14 protein-coding genes are annotated in these 20,325 nt (G+C 39.7%); 10 read left to right on the forward strand and 4 right to left on the reverse strand.

The window, feature by feature from the left end; translation table 11 throughout:
* Positions 1 to 38: 38 nt before the first annotated feature.
* From RT138_RS15565 to RT138_RS15600, 8 genes are all read left to right on the forward strand, one after another.
* On the forward strand, positions 39 to 440 hold the full coding sequence (locus RT138_RS15565) for a heme-binding domain-containing protein (RefSeq protein WP_313191405.1): 402 nt from the start codon (positions 39 to 41) through the stop codon (positions 438 to 440).
* A 2-nt stretch (positions 441 to 442) separates the two neighbouring features.
* The gene (locus tag RT138_RS15570; RefSeq protein WP_214649527.1) at positions 443 to 1,009 is read left to right on the forward strand and encodes a DUF305 domain-containing protein; all 567 of its coding nucleotides are present in this window, start codon (positions 443 to 445) and stop codon (positions 1,007 to 1,009) included.
* Between the two features lie 68 nt (positions 1,010 to 1,077).
* Complete coding sequence (locus RT138_RS15575; RefSeq protein ID WP_091097028.1) at positions 1,078 to 2,091, forward strand: type II glyceraldehyde-3-phosphate dehydrogenase; 1,014 nt, start codon at positions 1,078 to 1,080, stop codon at positions 2,089 to 2,091.
* Between the two features lie 18 nt (positions 2,092 to 2,109).
* Positions 2,110 to 3,165, forward strand: coding sequence for a class I fructose-bisphosphate aldolase (locus RT138_RS15580; protein ID WP_313191406.1), 1,056 nt, complete (start codon positions 2,110 to 2,112; stop codon positions 3,163 to 3,165).
* Between the two features lie 45 nt (positions 3,166 to 3,210).
* Positions 3,211 to 4,065: a restriction endonuclease gene (locus tag RT138_RS15585; RefSeq protein ID WP_091097024.1), complete on the forward strand. Its 855-nt coding sequence runs from the start codon at positions 3,211 to 3,213 to the stop codon at positions 4,063 to 4,065.
* A 36-nt stretch (positions 4,066 to 4,101) separates the two neighbouring features.
* Entirely contained in the window at positions 4,102 to 6,255 is a 2,154-nt protein-coding gene (locus tag RT138_RS15590) for a heavy metal translocating P-type ATPase (RefSeq protein ID WP_091097022.1), read from the forward strand.
* A 72-nt stretch (positions 6,256 to 6,327) separates the two neighbouring features.
* On the forward strand, positions 6,328 to 8,787 hold the full coding sequence (locus RT138_RS15595) for a multicopper oxidase domain-containing protein (protein ID WP_313191407.1): 2,460 nt from the start codon (positions 6,328 to 6,330) through the stop codon (positions 8,785 to 8,787).
* 65 nt (positions 8,788 to 8,852) lie between these two features.
* Complete coding sequence (locus RT138_RS15600) at positions 8,853 to 9,680, forward strand: RteC domain-containing protein (protein WP_002993221.1); 828 nt, start codon at positions 8,853 to 8,855, stop codon at positions 9,678 to 9,680.
* A 270-nt stretch (positions 9,681 to 9,950) separates the two neighbouring features.
* Here the strand turns inward: RT138_RS15600 and RT138_RS15605 are convergent, their stop codons facing one another.
* From RT138_RS15605 to RT138_RS15620, 4 genes are all read right to left on the reverse strand, one after another.
* Positions 9,951 to 10,286, reverse strand: a complete 336-nt coding sequence (locus RT138_RS15605) for a four-helix bundle copper-binding protein (RefSeq protein WP_002993225.1) — start codon at positions 10,284 to 10,286, stop codon at positions 9,951 to 9,953.
* 28 nt (positions 10,287 to 10,314) lie between these two features.
* Complete coding sequence (locus tag RT138_RS15610) at positions 10,315 to 10,863, reverse strand: DUF305 domain-containing protein (protein WP_313191422.1); 549 nt, start codon at positions 10,861 to 10,863, stop codon at positions 10,315 to 10,317.
* A gap of 356 nt (positions 10,864 to 11,219) precedes the next feature.
* Positions 11,220 to 16,658, reverse strand: a complete 5,439-nt coding sequence (locus tag RT138_RS15615) for an N-6 DNA methylase (protein ID WP_313191408.1) — start codon at positions 16,656 to 16,658, stop codon at positions 11,220 to 11,222.
* Positions 16,645 to 17,082 (reverse strand): DUF1896 domain-containing protein, encoded by a 438-nt coding sequence (locus tag RT138_RS15620; RefSeq protein WP_091097015.1) that lies wholly within the window; start codon positions 17,080 to 17,082, stop codon positions 16,645 to 16,647. Before RT138_RS15620 ends, RT138_RS15615 begins: the two co-directional genes overlap by 14 nt.
* A gap of 201 nt (positions 17,083 to 17,283) precedes the next feature.
* Here RT138_RS15620 and RT138_RS15625 point away from each other — a divergent pair, with 201 nt between their 5' ends.
* The gene (locus tag RT138_RS15625) at positions 17,284 to 18,201 is read left to right on the forward strand and encodes a DUF1837 domain-containing protein (protein WP_091097014.1); all 918 of its coding nucleotides are present in this window, start codon (positions 17,284 to 17,286) and stop codon (positions 18,199 to 18,201) included.
* Between the two features lie 3 nt (positions 18,202 to 18,204).
* Positions 18,205 to 20,325 (forward strand): DEAD/DEAH box helicase, encoded by a 2,121-nt coding sequence (locus RT138_RS15630; RefSeq protein ID WP_091097012.1) that lies wholly within the window; start codon positions 18,205 to 18,207, stop codon positions 20,323 to 20,325.

Raw genomic sequence — 20,325 nt, forward strand, 5'->3', positions numbered from 1 at the left:
AAGTAATTTTAACAGTTCTGTTAAGTGTGTTTGTGTTAATGCAATTTATAACCCCCCAAAGGAACCTATCGCCGGTTCCTGCGGGTCAGGTTTTCGTTGATTCATTTAAGGTCGATGCAAAAGTTAATGCAATCCTGTCGGTATCATGCTATGACTGCCATAGCAACAATACCCAATACCCTTGGTACACCAATGTTCAGCCTTTGGGTTGGTTCATGGCAGATCATATAACCGAAGGAAAAGAGAAATTGAACTTTGATGATTTGCCAAATTATAGCCCGAGAAGGATAAACTCAAAGTTCGCGCAGATTGTTGAGCAGATCGAGAAAGGTAAAATGCCGTTGAGGTCATATATGTGGATGCACAATGGTGCACGATTAAACAAAGAGGAGCAACAACTGTTGATTAATTACTTTGATAAGCAATTAAATATAAAATAGTTATGAAAACGCCATCACACCAGCCGGAGAATCATGAGAGCATGAACAACGGATCAACAACTCCAAAAATAGAACATAAGAATTCACATCATTCAGGGAGCTATAAAAAACTTTTATGGATGATGCTTATTTCTTTTGTACTCATGTTTTTCCTTATGTACGCGATGATAGATCAGTTGACAAACATGGTTTTTAATATCAATCAATTTTACATGGCAGGACTAATGGCTTCTCCGATGCTTATTGTGGAGTTGGTTTTGATGGCTAAGATGTATCCTGACAAGAAGCTTAATTCAATTCTAATTTTAGTAGGATTCGGCACCGCATTAGCATTCTTTGTCAGTATAAGAAAACAAACCGCTGTGGGGGATATACAGTTTCTTAAATCAATGATCCCACATCATGCTGGAGCTATTTTAATGGTCGAAGAAAGCAAACTGGAAGATCCGGAAGTAAAAAAACTGGCAGAAGAAATAATTTCTGCTCAAAATCGAGAGATTGAATTCATGAAAGCTAAAATTAAACAGCTGGAAAACAACGAATATCAAAAAGATGGAGCTTTGAAATAAAGCAATCGATATCCATTATAATCAAAAATTTTCAGCAATTTAAAATACTAACTCAAAAGAGAAGAGAAATGAAGAAAATAGCAGTAATAGGATATGGAGTCATCGGCAAAAGGATAGCCGATGCTATAGTAAAACAAAATGATATGACCTTAGTAGGGGTATGCGATGTCGTTAGTGATTGGCGAATTCAAAATGCTGTAAACAAAGGCTATGCTATTTATGCATCGACACCAGAAGCCGAAAAAGAAATGAACGCCTGCGGAATTTCAGTAAAAGGTAGAATTGCTGAACTTCTCACCAAAGTAGATTTGGTGGTAGATTGCACCCCTAAAAAGGTGGCAGCCAAAAATGTGCAGGCCTATAAGGAAAGAGGAATAAAGTTTATCGTTCAGGGTGGTGAAAAGCATGAAGTAACCCGACATTCTTTCAGTGCCGAAAATAATTACCAATCGGCATTAAATTTAGATGCTACGAGGGTGGTTTCCTGTAATACCACCTCGATCTTAAGAACACTCACCGCCTTAAAGAAAGCGGGTTTACTTGATTATGCCAGAGGAACACTCTTAAGACGAGCCACCGATCCTTGGGAAAGTCATTTGGGCGGTATCATGAACACTATGGTACCCGAAAGAGAAATTCCAAGTCATCAGGGACCGGATGCACAAAGTGTAGATCCTGACCTGAATGTTATTACCTCAGCTATAAAGGTTCCGCAAACCCTTAGCCATCTGCACTACTGGAACATAAAAATGACCAAAGCAGCTTGCAAAGAAGAGGTTTTGGAAGCTTTTAGAACATCATCTCGAATTAGACTGATTCAATACGATCAGGGATTGGTTTCAAACAACACGATAAAAGAGATGTTCCTGGATATGGGAAGACCTTGGGGCGATATGTATGAGGTCGCCCTCTGGGAAGATATGCTGAAGGTGCAGGGTGATGAACTTTTTTATGCCTATGTGGTAGATAATCAGGCTATCGTAATTCCTGAAACCATTGATGCGATAAGAGCACTGACAGGGATTGAACCCAGTGCTGAACAGTCGATTATCAGGACAAACAAAAGCCTTGGAATTAATTAAAGAACAGGTATTAGAGACATGTATAAAAATATTGTTGGTCATTTAGGCGACAACGCCTCTTATTATTTAGATCATATTAGTAAAAAGATTACGAAGGATAAATTGCATTTACCTGATAATAGTTCCATTGATAAGGTATTTGTGAATAGTAACCGTAACTTACAGGTATTACGAAGTCTCTCTCAACTTTATAACCACGGAAATCTTGGCGGAACTGGATACCTGAGTATCCTTCCTGTTGATCAAGGTATTGAACATAGCGCAGCTTTTTCGTTTCATAAAAACCCCGATTATTTTGATCCTGAAAATATCATCAGGCTCGCCGTTGAATCAGGATGCAATGCCGTAGCATCAACCTTCGGTGGACTTGGTCTTTACGCCAGAAAGTACGCACATAAAATCCCTTTTATTGTCAAGATCAATCATAACGAGCTCTTGACCTATCCGAACACTTATAATCAGACCTTGTTTGGAACGGTTAAGGAAGCGTGGGATATGGGTGTCGTGGCGATTGGCGCTACAATTTATTTTGGCTCTCATGAAAGTGATCGGCAAATAAAGGAAATAGCAGAAACCTTTGCGGAAGCACATGGTTTAGGAATGGCAACTATCCTTTGGTGTTATACCCGCAACGAAGCATTCGAAACCGATGAAAATGATTATCACAGTTCAGCGGATCTGACCGGGCAGGCCAACCATTTAGGGGTAACAATACAAGCAGATATCATAAAACAAAAATTACCGGACGCTAATTATGGTTTTAAGAACCTGCAATTTGGCAAATATAACGATGAGATGTACGATATTCTTACAACGGATCACCCTATTGATCTTTGCAGATTTCAGGTTGCCAACTGTTATATGGGAAAAATTGGACTCGTCAATTCCGGGGGTGGTTCAAAAGGAGCATCAGATATCGTTGACGCTGTCACGACAGCAGTAATTAACAAACGTGCAGGAGGTTCGGGATTGATATTGGGAAGAAAAGCTTTTCAAAGACCTTTTAGTGAGGGGGTCGAACTATTACAAACTGTCCAGCAAGTATATTTGGAAGATAAGATTACGGTTGCATAAGTTTTGACCCAAATGCTCATCTTCATCCAGAAAACCTAAACAGGAATGATGAAAACAGTAAAAATAAAAAAATACTCAGGGGAATTGCAGGATTTCGATATGAACAAGCTTATTAATTCTCTTCGGCGATCGCAAGCAGATGAGAATCTCGTCCAGCATGTGGCTCGTAATATCGTGGATCAAGTTGAAGAAGGGATGACCACCAAAAAGATCTATCAGATGGCTTTTAATATGCTGAAAAGCAGATCCCGGATAAGTGCTTCAAAATATAATCTGAAGAAGTCCCTGATGGAATTAGGTTCAACGGGCTTTCCTTTTGAAAAATTGGTAGGTAAACTGATGGAATTCGAAGGTTTTAATACTCAGGTTGGTGTTATTGTTCAGGGGGACTGTGTTTCACACGAAATAGATGTGATCGCAGAAAAGGAGAACAACCATTATATGATTGAATGTAAATATCACAATAGTCAAGGACGATTCTGTAATGTAAAGACCCCGCTATATGTTCAATCGAGGTTCGTGGACGTAAAGCAACGATGGAAGAGTCAAGTTGGACATGACACTAAACTCCACCGGGGAGGGCTTTATACCAATACCCGTTTCACCACCGATGCAATTCAGTATGGAACCTGCGTTGATTTAATGCTTGTTAGCTGGGATTATCCCCCGCAAAATTCATTGAAGGCGAGAATTGATAAAGCTGGTCTGTATCCTCTAACAGCATTGGCTACTCTCACTAAAACTGAAAAAAGACAGCTGTTGGACAAAGGAATCGTACTTTGCAAAGAAGTATACGAAAATCCAATCTTGTTAGAGCAATTGGGGATAAATGAGTCAAGGCAGAGGAAAATCTTAGATGATTCCCTAAAATTATGTAGCGCCATTAACACTTTAATATAATGTACAACTGTTATTTTAAACTCTAAATCATATAATATGAAAAGATACACATGTCCCATGCACCCGCAGGTGATGAAGGACGAACCAGGGAAATGTCCGCTTTGCGGAATGGATTTAGTTCCGATGGGAGGAGCAAAAAAAGAAGCTCACAGCCATCACGGACACCACCAACATCACGACCACAAAGAACATTCGCATCATAGTGAAAACCATAATCATCATTCCGATAGTGGCTACGACAAACACGAAGGACATCACACCCACGATTTCCTCAAACGTTTTTGGGTAAGTTTAATCATTACCGTTCCCGTTTTACTCTTATCGGAAATGATACAGCATTGGTTCGGTTTTACGATTGCTTTTCCGGGAGATAAATATGTACTGCTGACATTGGGAACTATCATTTACATCTATGGCGGAATGCCTTTCCTGAAAGGAATGGTAGGCGAAATCAAAGCCAAAGCCATCGGTATGATGACCTTGGTAGCCATCGCTATTTCGGTTGCTTACATCTATTCAGTTGCCGTTGTTTTTGGATTGCCCGGTATGGATTTCTTTTGGGAATTGGCAACCCTTATCGTGATTATGCTTTTGGGGCATTGGTTAGAAATGCGTTCTACAATGGCGGCTTCAAAAGCCTTACAGTCTTTAGTCGCTCTATTACCAAACGATGTTACGGTGGAACGACACGGAGAAGCTTTGAAAATAAAACTCGAAGACCTAAAAAACGGTGAAACCATTATCATCAAACCCGGTGAAAAAATTCCTGCCGATGGAACCATTGTCGATGGAGTTTCTTATGTGAACGAAAGTATGCTCACAGGCGAAAGTGTTCCGGTGAAGAAAGAAAAGGACGGAAAAGTAATTGCTGGTTCTATCAATGGTGAAGGTGCTTTGCGGGTTACGGCAACCGGAGTGGGCAAAGACAGTTACCTCAATAAGGTAATCAATTTAGTTCAGGATGCACAAGCAGCAAAATCGAATACGCAAAACCTTGCCGATAAAGTAGCCAAATGGCTCACTTATATCGCTATTGCGGTTGGGGTTATCACCTTTATTTATTGGTTTGGCAGTAGCGGAGATATTGCGTTTGCATTGGAAAGAATGGTTACGGTAATGGTTACGGCTTGTCCCCACGCCTTGGGTGTGGCTATTCCGCTGGTGGTTGCCATTTCTACAACGCTTTCGGCAACCAATGGTTTACTTATTCGCAACCGCACCGCATTTGAGACCACACGCAACTTATCCACCATTATTTTTGACAAAACAGGAACGCTTACCAAAGGTTCTCACGCAGTGGAAAAAGTTATCCCATTAACCGATAAATATGCTGCCGATGAAATGATACAATATGCAGCAGCCGTTCAGCAATATTCCGAACACCACATTGCAAAAGGTATTTTAAAAACGTTGAAAGAAAGAAACCTTGAACTATGGAAGTCGGAAAACTTCAGCTATATGGCAGGTATAGGTGTAAAAGCAGTTGTAAACGGAAAAGAAGTTGTAGCGGCAGGACCTAATTATTTCAAGCAGAACAACCTTACAGAACCCGAAACTCCAAAAGAAATCAATCAAAGCATTGAAACAGTCAATTATGTTTTTATTGACGGTGAAGTCATCGGTATTATCACGTTGGCAGACAGTATTCGTGAGGGTTCGCAAGAAGCCATTGACCAGTTAAAAAAGATGAACATCAAATCCATTTTGCTTACAGGCGACAATGAGAAAATTGCAAAAGCGGTTTCTGAACAATTAGGAATGGACGGTTATATCGCCAATGTATTGCCTCACGAAAAACAGGAAAAAGTAAAGGAATATCAAGCCAAAGGTGAAGTGGTTGCGATGACCGGCGATGGCGTGAATGATGCACCTGCATTAGCACAGGCAGATGTAGGTATAGCAGTAGGTTCGGGTACGGATGTAGCAGCCGAAACAGCCGATATTATTCTGGTAAACAGCGACCCAAGAGATGTAGTAAAAATGATTGACTTCGGTAAACGGACATATAAAAAGATGGTGCAAAATCTGCTTTGGGCAGTTGGCTACAATGTGATAGCCATTCCGCTTGCAGCAGGTGTGCTTTATCCGGATTTCGTTCTAAGTCCTGCAATGGGTGCGGTTTTGATGAGTGTAAGTACAATTGTGGTTGCGATTAATGCAAGCCTCTTAAAATTAAAACCGCTAAAATGATGGAGGTAATCAATCTCTTGTCGAATATAACAAAAACAATATGTTATGAGATATAATTTAATAATGCTACTTATGCTTATTACGATAAGCAGTAGCGCGCAGTCAGCACATTCAACCCGTAAGCATAAAATGGATAATCCACAAGTAAATGTAAATGAGGAGGAAAAGGAACAACAAAAGGTATACACCTGTCCAATGCATCCAGAAATACTCTCCGATAAACCGGGAAACTGTCCCAAATGCGGGATGAAACTTGTCCCTAAAAAAATGGAGGGTAACGAAAGCCACGGAGAGATGAATATGAACAAGCAAGCTCATGAAAATGTTCCAATGCTTCCAGAGAAGATAATTGGTGGCGGGAAGGTTGTAAAATACCACTTATATGTAAAAGACACCATTGTTACCTATGGCGGAAAATCCAAAAGAGCTATTGCAGTTAATGGACAGATACCGATGCCCACATTGACGTTTACTGAAGGGGACACGGCAGAGATTATGGTGCACAACCTGATGGACGAAGCCACATCCCTGCATTGGCATGGTGTAATGCTGCCCAACAAAGAAGATGGTGTTCCTTGGTTGACCCAAAAGCCCATTGAGCCAAATTCTACCTATACGTATCACTTTCCGATAATCCAACATGGTACGCATTGGTACCATTCGCATTCCGGCATGCAGGAACAGATAGGTATGTATGGTTCTTTCATAATGAATAAACGTGAGGGTGATCCCACATTCAGGAAAGGTATTGATGATCTGCCTACAGTTCCTTTGATTTTAAGTGAATGGACAAATTTAAATCCAGACAATGTCCACCGGATGCTTCATAATGCCAATGACTGGTTTGCAATTAAGAAAGGGACGACCCAAAGTTATCTGGAAGCTATAAAAGAAGGACATTTTAAAACGAAAGTTACAAACGAGTGGAAACGTATGCTTGCGATGGATGTCAGTGATGTTTATTATGATAAATTTTTGATCAACGGCGCAGATGGGCAGCAACTCTCACAATTTAAGGCGGGAGACAAAGTTCGGTTGAGGATCGCTAATGGTGGTGCTTCATCCTATTTTTGGATCAATTACGCAGGTGGAAAGATTACCGTCGTTGCCAGTGACGGGAATGATGTCGAACCGGTTGAAGTGGATAGGCTGATCGTAGGGGTTTCGGAAACTTACGATATCATCGTTACCATTCCTGAGCCAAATAATTCCTATGAGTTATTGGTTACCCCTGAGGATCGCACCGAATCTGCATCGATTTATATCGGCGAAGGAAGGAAAGTACCACATCCCCCACTTCCGAAACTTAAATACTTTGAGGGCATGAAGATGATGAACGATATGATGAAAATGAACGGGGACATGAAGGACATGGGGATGAAAATGAGTCTCCAAAAGATGGACATGAATTCGGTAATGTATCCCGAGATCACAGGTGATAAAAATGGTAATAAAGCGATGGGTAAAATGGAAATGGACTCCTCAATGGATCACTCAGCCCATGATATGTCAAGTTATGACATCGTTACCTTAAATTACGACATGCTTAAATCACCGTACAATACCGAACTGTCAAAAGATCAACCGGTAAAAGAAGTGACCTTTACGCTCACAGGGAACATGAATAGGTATGTCTGGAGCATGGATAACAAGGTTCTTTCCGAAGTGGATAAGATTCCTGTCAAGAAAGGAGAAATTCTCAGGATTAAACTGTTCAACAACTCCATGATGCGGCATCCAATGCATCTCCACGGATTTGATTTCCGTGTCCTAAATAGTAATGGAATACAGTCCCCGCTAAAGAATGTCATTGACATCATGCCTATGGAGACGAATATCATTGAATTTGCCGCCAATACCGAGGGTGACTGGTTCTTCCATTGTCATATTATGTATCATATGATGGCAGGTATGAACCGGGTTTTTGCAGTAGGTGATTATCAAAACCCAAATCTGCCTAACAAAGAAAAAGCATATAAAAAACTGCAAAAAGAGAGCAATGGATGGCATTTTATGGCTGAGAACGACTTTGCTACAAATGGTAACGACGGGCAGGCAATGCTTCAAAATACACGCTGGAAACTTAGTACCGAATGGAGATTAGGTTATAATAATCGCCATGGATATGAAACTGAAACGCACTTCGGTCGATATATCGGAAAAATGCAGTGGTTTATGCCTTTCGTAGGCTTCGATTGGAGATATCGGGAATTTGGCAGCCATGAGATCGAAAAGAATATGTTCGGACAGAAAAACACGAAAAATAAAAGAGCCAAACTAAGTGCAGGTTTCGTTTACACTTTACCTATGCTGGTCGATTTTCAAGCTGAGGTATATTCAGACGGTATTGTCCGCCTCCAATTAGCAAGGGAGGATATCCCTTTGACCGCAAGATTGAGAGGGGCATTTATGGTAAATACAGACAAAGAGTATATGGGTGGTCTAAAATACATTTTGACCAGAAACATTGCCGCTACTACCCATTATGACAGCGATATGGGCTGGGGGTTCGGATTGAATTTGTCCTATTAAGTTTGACTTTCTATGAGGTCGGATTTAGAATCCGACCTCTTTTGATGAATTAAAAATGTTACTTAATGAGCAATTATTACGAGGAAATAATAAAGAAACTAGAAGATGAAATAAAAGAGGTGTCTCTTGAACTGGATGGTTCCATAGCTTTGTATGAAGTTATTATCGAGTTGATATTATCGAGACTTTCCGAAATAAAGGAATATACACTAAAAAATGGCTTTGATAGTATAAATGAAGAGATCCACTTTTTCAAATATCAAAAACCAGTCATTGTTGCAAAACTCATTTACTATAACGCTATCTATAAAATAGAGACAAAAAAACCTAATGATATAAAAGCTATTAGGAAATACATTAATGGTGAGCTAAGGAAACTCAAACGGTATTTTGAGAGTAACCTTGAATTCTATAAATATTACCGAACAGGCAGTTCATTTGTAGATGAAAAGTTATTTGTTCGGGGCAAACACGATATAAAGTTAAGTTTGGACACGGTTTATTTTGAAACCGACCACCGGTTTTCTACATCCCACGATTATAAGGCGGCAAAAATAATTGCCAATGACCTGATTCAAGTTTATCTCGAAGACCAACTTCACAACATAATCTATAAAGATAAATCAATAGACCTACCAACATTAAGTTGGACGGGAAGCAAAGCGGCTTTAACGGAATTGATTTACGGACTGCATTCTCAAGCCGTCTTCAATAATGGGAATACAGATATTATAACCATAGTCAGATTTTTTGAAAACAGTTTTAATGTTGATTTGGGCGATTTTTACCATACATTTTTGGAACTCAAAGCAAGAAAGCTGAACCGAACGAAATTCCTTGACAGCTTACGTGATGCTTTGATTAAAAAAATGGAAGAACAGGACGAAATATAAAATCAAAAGACGATTTTGTCGATCATTATTCGGCGAAGGAGCCAGTCCATGAGATAGAATTAAAGCCTTCGGCAACTCCTTTTAGGGTTCGCACTCGAGGCTTTCAGCCTCTGAGCACGAACCCTAAAAGGAGTGATGTGACACAGTTCAGTTTACACTACCGTCCATTTTCCTCTTTCCCTAACTATCGTTTACAAATGGAAACGGTCCTGAAATTCTTTACCCAGTTTGAATTCATTGGAGGTTTTTAGACTTCTACCAATAATGAGATTATACCGCCGTTGCCATTTGCTCACAAGCTTCTGCGCATTTGTAGCAAGCATCCGCACACTCTTTGCAATGTTGCATATCATGCTTAGCACATTCATCTCCACACGCTCTACAAATCTCCGCACATAGCTTGCAAAGGTGACGGCTATATTGGCTTCCCAAACTCATGAGTTCGGCTGCGGCTCTACATATGGCTGCACATTCCAGATCAAGCTGGATACATCGAGCCATCATTTTTACATTGTCCTCTTGCAAGCAAGAAGCTGCACAATGGTTACAAGCTACAGCACAGGCGTAGCATTCGTCAATACATTTTTGAAATTGTTGATGTGACATAATTTTATTGTTTAAAGTGAGAAATTATTTATCTATTCTTATTAGCTAATAACCAGGTTTGAATCTCCGAGATTTCCTGATCCTGTTTTTCAATAATATTTTTTGCCATTGTCTGCATAGCACTTTCGTGTCCGTAAATAAGTTCCAATGTTGCGTTTTCAATTGCATTTTGATGATGCTGAATCATCAACATGGCAAAATCGTGATCCGTGTCTCCATTAATGATTTGGAGGTCTGTCACTCTGCCTGAGCGTTCCATATTTTTCATCTGCTCTGTAACAAATTCGGGAACATTTAGATGCGGTACGTGACCATTGAGAAATGTGGTTAATTCTTGAATCTCAGCCTTCTGGTCTTTAATCATTTTCTGGGCCATCTCCCTCATTTGCGCATCATCGCCGGATTGCAGTTCCTTATTTGCCATGTCGATCGCTCCCTGATGATGCATTCGCATCATCAGACCAAAAGCAATATCAGGGTCGGGGGGCATTTGCATGGCCATCATCTCATCCACCATGTTGTGCATGATAGTCATCATTTCATTGTCATCGTGATTCTGGATTTTGATTTTGTTGATATCGTCCTTATCTCACGCTTGGATAAATAACAGTATTCCTGCCATTGCCATTATTTTTATCGCTAATTTCATAGATGTATATTATTATTATCAATTTCCTTTTCTCTTTTAATAATGAAATGTTAAAGGCTTTTTTTGATAGAACACATAGACAGAACAACATACAATTCAATTTGTTTAATTTTTTGGATTCAAAACGAGCTACAGATAAGATATGTGGGTGTAAGATTATTTCTGTAATGTAGTGGTTTATGCTACTATTTATTCATCAATTTTGAAATGAATCACAGTCCAGAAATAAATTGAACGAACCTGAGATGTTGTGATTAGGAAAATGTATGAATGGGTAAATGTTTTTACAATACTCCCCGTGACATATAAATACTTTTTGTCGGTACTACGCTTTCCATAGCCTTTGGATTTTCTTGCTGCTTTTCGACTTGTTCTGTAGACTTTTCTATTGGTTCCGGAGTGATAGATAACTGTATTTTCCGCTCAATTGCCGCCAACTCCGTTTTGAGTTCGCTAAGTCGGTTTTCTTTTGTCCACGTACCATTGATTACTTCCTTAAGTATTGGAATGTTTTTTTGGAAATCTGCCATATTCTCCTGTTCTTTTCTGATATAGGTGGGCAGCTTTTCCAATGCTTTAATAAAATTTAGTGAAGCTGTTTCGGGATCTTTTGCCATTACACCATTGTTGAATGTATATTTGATAGTACCCTCACCTTGAATAAAAAAACGGTTTACACGAATATCCACCCCCTCTTTTTGCGACATTTCCGTTTTTACCAAAAGTTGAAAGCCATACAGATTACCGATTTCTTCATAATCCCCACCCGTTCGGGATTTGTCGGCAAGCTGATTGAGCTTTGCACCGATTTGTTTTATATCCGCATTGGGCGACAAAACGTCTAATTTAATAAGGTTGGCAACGGAACCGTCAGTGTTTTTTTGGATACGTCCCTGCAAATTATTCCAATCAAGGCTCATACGGTCATAGCGGGATTGGGCTTTTCCAAGTTCTGCCTCATAATCTTCCAGTTTGTACTTGGCACTTGATTTTGAACGATTGAACGATTGCCTTTCGCTTTCCAATCCGGCAATCTGTTTCTCTATTTTAGCTTTGTCCAAAAGGTCGGTATTGCCCATAAGGATAGCTACATATTCCGAGAAATTCATACCCGACTTTTCATCCATACCACCTTCGTCAATCGTCCGTTTACCAAGATTGTTGGATTTTAATTGGTCAATAAATAGCTGTTTGTTGTGCAGCAGGTTGAACTTATAACTATCCAGCGATTTTTCAACGGCATAGATGATTACATCCACTTTATTGTCGTTAAAATGCTTGGCAATCTCATTGCCTTTGCGGATAGCCCTACCGTCCCTTTGCGCAAGGTCGGACGGTCGCCACGGCGTATCTAAATGGTGTACGGCAACGGCTCTTTTCTGTGCGTTCACACCTGTACCGAGCATACTCGTAGAACCGAAAAGGACACGGATTTTGCCCTCGTTCATTCCTTTGATTAGCTCTTTTCGTTGCTTGTTATTCTTCGCTTCCTGTATAAAGCGGATTTCGTGTGCAGGTATGTCGTGGTCTTCCACGAGCTTACGTTTGATTTCGGAGTAGATATTCCACTGATTTGGCTTGTATGTTCCCAAATCCGAGAAGATGAACTGCGTGCCTTTCTGTGCATTGAATTTATTGTAATATTTAGCAATATTATCTGCACAATGGGAAGCTTTGTTATCGGCGTGGTCTTGGTAATGGGGGTTTACCATTCGCATATCCAAAGACATCTTTCGGGCGTAGTCCGTAGCGATAAGCATTTTTGCTTTTTCTTCTTTTTTAGATAGCGGTTCTCTGCCAAGTAATTCCCCTTTGCCTGATTTGGCAAACTCCATCAGCTTTTCAATAAACTTCTCCTGGTCTGGAGTTGGAGGTATGTTGTAAAATATCTCGTTCTTTTCGGGACGGTCTATTCCAATCATTTCGGCGGTACGGTAATCCGTGATTTCGGAGTAGAATTGAGCGAGTTCCGGCACTTTGATAAAGTAGCGGAAACGCTCTTTTGCCACGATATTATTGGCGACCGAAAACTCATAATCGGTTGTTTTCTTTGCATAGATTGCCGCCCACGCATCAAAGGAATTAATTCCTTGTTTTTCCAATGCTCGAGGTCGCAGGTATTTGAACAACAGGTACAGTTCCGTCAATGAATTGCTAATGGTGGTACCCGAAAGAAAAGTTGCACCCATATCCGCATTGGTTCGTTCTTGAATGGTGTGGATAGCAAAAAGCAGGTTCATTGCCTTTTGGCTTCCCTGTTGATTGCCCAATCCCGCAACTCTCGAATGCCGTGTGTTGAACATCAGATTTTTGAATTGGTGGCTTTCGTCCACAAACAAGTGGTCAATACCCATCATCTTGAAATCCACTATGTCATCTTTGCGGTTTTCAATATCGTGCGCGAGGGTTTTAAGCTTTACTTCGAGGTTTTCTTTTTGTTTTTCCGCTCCGGCAAGCATCCCCCTGGTTATTTCATTGCCTTGGCTCCGTAGGAAGTCAAGGTTTTGTTCTACACTGTCCAGTTCGATTTGGAGAATTTCCTTTTGTATTTCGGGCGATTGGGGTATCATTCCGAATTGATCATGTGTGAGTATTACGCAATCCCAATCGTTGTTTTTAATATCACCGAAAATCCGTAACCGCTTTTGGGGGGTAAAATCATCAATGCCCGGATAAAGTATTTTGGCGTGAGGATAGGCGGTGCGGTAGGCTTCGGCAATTTCAGGTATATTCGCTTTCAGCCCGATAATCATCGGTTTGTGGACCAGTCCCAAACGCTTCATTTCCTGTGCCCCTGTACACATTATCAACGTCTTTCCTGCACCTACTTCGTGGTCGCAGATAGCACCGTTGTTCAGCTTTATCATCCAAACGGCATCCTTTTGGCTTGAATACAGTTCTTCAATACCCAATGCTTTTCGGTCCAATCCCGGAAACTCCTGATGGGAGCCGTCGTAGTTCGGTCGGACAAAACAGTTGAACGTGTCGTTGTATTGGTCAGTCAGCCTTGTCTTGAACTCATCGCTTTGGGCGTGGAGCCAATCGGTAAAGGAGGTTCGAATTTCGTCAATCTTGCTATTCGCCATCTGTATGGCTTCCATATCCCGTACCTTGACATCCTTTCCGTCAACCTGTACCGTTTTGGAAACATCAGGCGTGGTATTGACAAGGGCGTGTTTGAGCAGGGCAATCCCGTCATACGTCCGGCTTTGGCCTTTGACCGCATATTTATCCCATATATGGACGTTTTTCTGTTTGCAGGTAACGGAAAAATCATCGGCACTGTCCGAATAGTGGATTTTTACATCTGCATCGAACAGGTGCGATGCAAACCGGGCATAAATACCTGCGGGTATCCAGCGTTCACCCAGATTAAAATCGAGTTCCTCAAATTCGATACGTCTTGGTCGGGCTTCTTCCAAAACGGCAAGGCTTTCTTTGGCTTCTGTATCAGCGGAATTGTTTTCGATGTAGGTTCTGACCTCTTGGGCTTTCTCCACCACGTTGCCCGCAATCCAGCGTTCGGCTATTTCGTATTCCCTTTGGAGTGGATTGTAATAAATACGACCTCGGAGGGCTTCTTTCAGGGTATCGGCAGGCATACCACTGGTTTTGGACATATAGTCCAAATCCACGCTACCGTATTGGTTCAGCGAAGCCGCTAACGCTTCATCGGGATTGTCCGTTGCTATGGTTACGGTAGAAAAACTTACAGGACGACTGAATATATCTGCCTTGTGTACGACGCCACCGACAACACGCTCCAAATAGGGCATTTCTTTGCCTACACTGTCTGTTTTGATGAGCTTGATATTGTCCGCACTGTTGAGGTTTCCGTACTTTTTGACAAAGGCATCATATAAGCGGTTAAGGGTTTCCCTTTCTTCCTTATGCTCGGTTTGTAGTTCCGCTTCTTTGATGTAAAGCTGTTGGTAAACATCACGTACCCCGATATACGCTTCGGCTCGTGCTTTCTGTAAGGAAGGCAGTTGTAAAGGGTGGAACACAGCCTTACCGTCCTGCGTATCCACATCTTGCAGATGACCGACCCAACCGTTATCCACGATAAGGCAGTCGTTTCGGTGGAACGGTTGCAGTTCGCCACTGTACGGAGCAGGCTCTGGAATGGTGTTGATGGCAATATTGGTAACGATTTGCTTATCCACGTGGCCATTCCGACCCAAACCCGAAAACAGATCGCCGACAGCTTCCTGTTTTTTGCCGTTTATTTGAGTTGTGCCGTTTGTAGTTCCGTTAGGTTTTGGCGGTATATAAGGCTGTTGCATCGCACCGCCGAACAGGTCGGTTTGAAGACCTATTGTACCTCGTCTTTTTTTAGCGGTTTGTCTTTTGGCGTGCGTAGTTCTTTTGGGTGGAGCAACCACCATTACAGGCTCGTTCGCATTTTCAAACAGGTCAAAAATGCTCAGCTGCTTCGGTTCCTGTAGGCTTTCCAGACGGATTTCGGGTTGTGGCTTTTGGGGAATGCTTACAGGGGTTACATCTACGACCGGAGGTGTAACCGTTGGTGTTGGCGTAACAGGAATTTGTACCAATGGCTCATCGTTCCGTTCGCCTATGTATAAGCTCAAGTCCAAACGGTTTCCAAAATCTTCGGAAAGCATTTGCTTCAAATCTTTGGCAATGCCCTCAGCTCCGTCCTTATGTGTATAAATGATTGCAGGTTGTCCGTAGGGGTCGGTATCAATTTTACAGTCGGTATGTATGACCCTCGTACCATTCTGAAAGAAAGCATTGCTTGGCGTACCGTATTTGGTCTGTTTACTTTGGCAAAACAGTTCTTCCGTTTCGGTCAGATTTTGTTTTGCCGTATTCTTTTGTAGGATGATCAAATCGCTTCCGACCTCCGTACCTGCATATTCCGTAAACAGGTTGTTGGGCAACCGGACAACCGAAACCAGATTATTGTTTTCCATCAACACCCTGCGTATCGGTTCATTCTTCGGACTGTTTAAAACGCCTTGCGAAGTAATGAAAGCCTGTAAACCGCCCTCACGGAGCATATCGTTTCCTTTCAAGAAGAAATAATTATGAATGCTTCGTGCTGCCTGTACTTTTGCACTGTCCTTGCTTCGGGAAAAGGATAAATCGAATACGGAAGTATCGCCAAACGGAATATTGCTGGCAACTACATCATAGCTGTTTTGTTCCTTTTCGGGAATTTCCTCAAAACCGCTTACACGGATAGTGCTTTCGGGATAAAGGTGTTTTAGGATTTTGCCTGTCAGCAAGTCCTTTTCGTAGGCGGTAACTTTGGTTTGTTGGTTTTCCGAAAAGGATTGGATAAAAGACCCAATCCCTGCGGACGGCTCTAAAAATTTCTGAATATTTACACCGCTTTCACGCAAAGTTTCAGAAATCGCATCAATAACCTGTGGTGGTGTATAAAAAGCCGTCAGTACGGAGCTTTTCATACTGTCCACGTATCGGCGGTATTGCTTATCGTCTTCGGAGTTTTCTTTGAGCAGTCGGTGGAGTTCCTGCGTAATGGGGAATAAATCGTGTTCGGTTTTTCGCCAATGGTTGATGTCTGTTTCGTTTTCTACGGGGTTCAGAACGAATTTAAGACCGCCAAATCCGCTGTAACGCATCAATGACAGTCTTTCGCCTACGGTGGCTTGTCGTTTCTCCTTTTCCAATGTAAAAGCAATCCGCAGGGCATCAATATTCTGTTGGAGGTGTTGGCGTTTACTGAAGCCCATTTTCCTCTATCCATATTGCGATTGCTCCGGTTAGTTCGGTGTAGAGCAGGTCAAACTCATAACCATATGCGAAATCATCGGTTAGTGTATATCTTGAAAAAACAGGCTCACAGACAGGGAGCATTTTAAGGGCGAACGGTCGTAGTTCCTCGTCTGCCATCAGGGTATCAAACTCATTGCATACTACTTGGAAAACTGTATCAAACTTGGAGAAATGCAAGCCCTCAAAAAGTATGTAGTTGGCTATCTCGTTGCATTGCTCAATCGGGTTTCCCGAACGGAATGCACCCTCGTAAGCATTGGCAGCCCACGAAGAACGCTGGTCGATAAATTTTTGGTCGTGAGCTTTTTCAGGAAAGCTACCGTTAAGGTGTTCCTGCAATCGTAATCTGAAATACGATAGATCTTTTTGCTGTGTACTCATACTATGATTTTGTTTAGAATTTTACTGAAAGCCTAAAATTATAGCGGTAGATAAGTTCCTTTGAAGATGTGGCACGGTTTGGCGTTGAGAGGCAGGATTTGGCGTATTAAATTAATAGTAAAGGATTTATTGTTTACTTTTGTAACCATAATTTACCTATAGAAATGGGTAATAATTATTCCTAACCTATAGGCAGATAAGATGAATTTTGAAATATTAATAAACAACCCTTTTACAGACTTTTGTTTCGACAAGAGTTTAACTCCTGTAGAGAACAAGAGTGTGATTAGTATGATAAATAACTTTGAGGATAAAGAATGGAGATACAATCATTTTCAGAATTTTATATGGGATAATATAGCCGAAACTTCTTTATCTCATAAAGAGAGAGAAAGTCTGGTTAATAATCACCATTCTTTATTGACTTATGCTGCAAAAAACTTGAGACTTTCCGATAAATCAGGCGATATTAGTAAAGGAAGTGAGATTGCAGAAATTATTCTTTATGCTATAATGAAACATCATTTCAAGGCATTGCCAGTCGTTCCTAAAATATTTTATAAACAGAATGCCCAAGACAACGCTAAAGGTGCTGACAGTGTGCATATAATTATTGAAAATGGTAATGATTTTTCTATATGGTTTGGTGAAGCTAAATTTTATAATAGCATAGAAGATGCCAGACTCGCTGAAATAATCACATCTGTAGAAAACTCACTATTAACGGATAAATTAAAAAAGGAAAATAGTATTATCACAAATGTATCTGATATTGATTCATTAATTGGTGACGAAAAATTAAGAAATGAAATAAAAACCTCTCTTTCTCCAAGAGAATCTATCGACCTTATAAAGCCAAAGTTACATATTCCAATATTGCTTTTACACGAATGTGAAATAACACAAAAGCAAACATCTCTTTCTGATGACTATAAAATTGAAATGATAAATTATCACAAAAACAGGGCTGAAGCATTTTTTTCTAAACAAATAAATAAGCTGGGGGCTATACCACATTATTCTGAAATTAAATTTCATTTAGTTCTTTTTCCTGTACCGTTAAAAAAGACAATTGTAGATAGATTTATTTCTATTGCAGACTTTTATAAAAACTCTTGACCTATGGAAATATTTGAATCTTGCCACATAATAAACGACCTCTTGAACTCAAATCAAGAAGTTCAGGCAAGGAATGAATTAATTAAACTTCTTGATTATCACGAAAGAAACAATGTTGAATATTCTCCATTGGTAAATCACTTGATTCGTCATACGGGATTATATCCATATTTAAAAGCAGAAACGGCTAATTGGGAAGACAGATTTGTTTATGAAATCTTTAAAGTTGATACAGGAGGAAAACAGTCAACGCTACACAGAGAGCAATCTTCATTATTAAAAAGATTAGTTAATGGAGAGAATATTGCGGTAAGTGCACCTACCAGTTTTGGGAAAAGTTTTGTAATTGATGCTTTTATTTCCATTAAAGACCCTGATAATGTAGTGATTATTGTACCAACTATAGCACTGACAGATGAAACCCGTAGGCGTTTATACAAGAAATTTGCCCATAAATACAAGATAATTACAACGACTGAGGTAGAATTGGCGGAAAGAAACATTTTTATATTTCCTCAAGAAAGAGCAATGAATTATATCAATAAGATTGACAGTATTGATATTTTAATAATAGATGAATTTTATAAGGCAAGTTCCGATTACGACAAATCAAGGTCTCCTTCGTTGTTAAAAGCAATCATCAAACTTGGACATAAATCAAAGCAAAAGTATTTTCTTGCTCCGAATATTACTTCAATAGGAGACAATGTATTTACGCAAGATATGGAGTTCGAAGATAAATTAGGATTCAACACGGTTTATCTGGATATATTTGAAAAGTACAAAGAAATTGCAGGGGACAAAATTGAAAAAGAACTCCAAAAAGGAGAAATTCTACTAAACATTCTCGAAGAAACAAAAACAAAATCTCTGATATATGCAGCTTCATATCCTCAAATTGATAAAGTTTCAAATCTTTTAAATGAACGGCTTCCTATTTCTGAAAAACCATTATTAATTGATTTTGCTAATTGGCTTACCACTAACTATGGAGCAAACTGGAAATTAACCAATCTTGTAAAAAGAGGTGTTGGAATTCATAACGGACAGCTACATCGTTCAATTAGTCAAATACAAGTCAAGTTATTTGAAGAACAAGATGGGCTAAATAATATTATTTCAACCTCTTCAATAATTGAGGGAGTTAATACATCTGCTGAAAATGTTGTTATTTGGAGAAATCGTAAAAGTGGAAGCAATAGTATTTTAGATAGTTTTACCTATAAAAATATTATCGGCAGAAGTGGAAGAATGTTTAAATATTTTATAGGGAAAATATATTTGCTCGAAGCTCCTCCTCAAGATAATGCAACTCAACTCGATATTCCATTTCCAGATACTATTTTAGGTGATTTGGATGAAGATATTTATAGTTCAAGTTTAAATAATGAACAGATTTCAAAAATAATAACATTCAAAGGTGAAATGTATGAAATTTTAGGAAAGGAAACTTATGATAGACTATTGAAAGAAAATATTTTCCAATCAAATAACTCTGATTTCATAAAAGAAACAGCAAGACAAATGAAAGCAAATCCTGAAGATTGGAATGGACTTTCATACCTAAACTCGGATGACCCTGAATCTTGGGATAGACTACTATGGAAAATCATCAGCTTACAACCAGGTGAATGGGGTGACGGAGCTTATGGTCTTCAACATAAAAAATTTGTAGAGTTCGTAAAGGTATTAGTCGAAAATTGGGGAAGTACAATTCCTGAATTGTTGGACGAATTAGATGAATTTGATATAGATATTGAACAATTTTTTAAACTTGAAAGAATAGCTGCGTTCAACTTATCATCACTAATTAGTGATATTAATATCTTGCAAAGAGAGATTCTTGATAATGGAACTGACGTTTCCCCCTTTGTATCCAAAGTATCTCACGCCTTTTTACCATCTGTTGTTTATCAACTTGAAGAATATGGACTTCCAAGAATGATTTCAAGAAAACTTTATCAGAATCAAATAATTAACTTTATGGATGACCATCTGAATATACATAATGTAATTGATAAATTTCACGAAATTGGAAAGGAAAATATCAAATCTTTTGATTTTATAGATTCTTTTGAAAAATATATTATTGAATATTTTTATGATGGTATTACAGTAGGATAA

Origin of the sequence: Sphingobacterium sp. (genome assembly GCF_032065005.1) — a bacterium.
GTDB lineage: Bacteria > Bacteroidota > Bacteroidia > Sphingobacteriales > Sphingobacteriaceae > Sphingobacterium.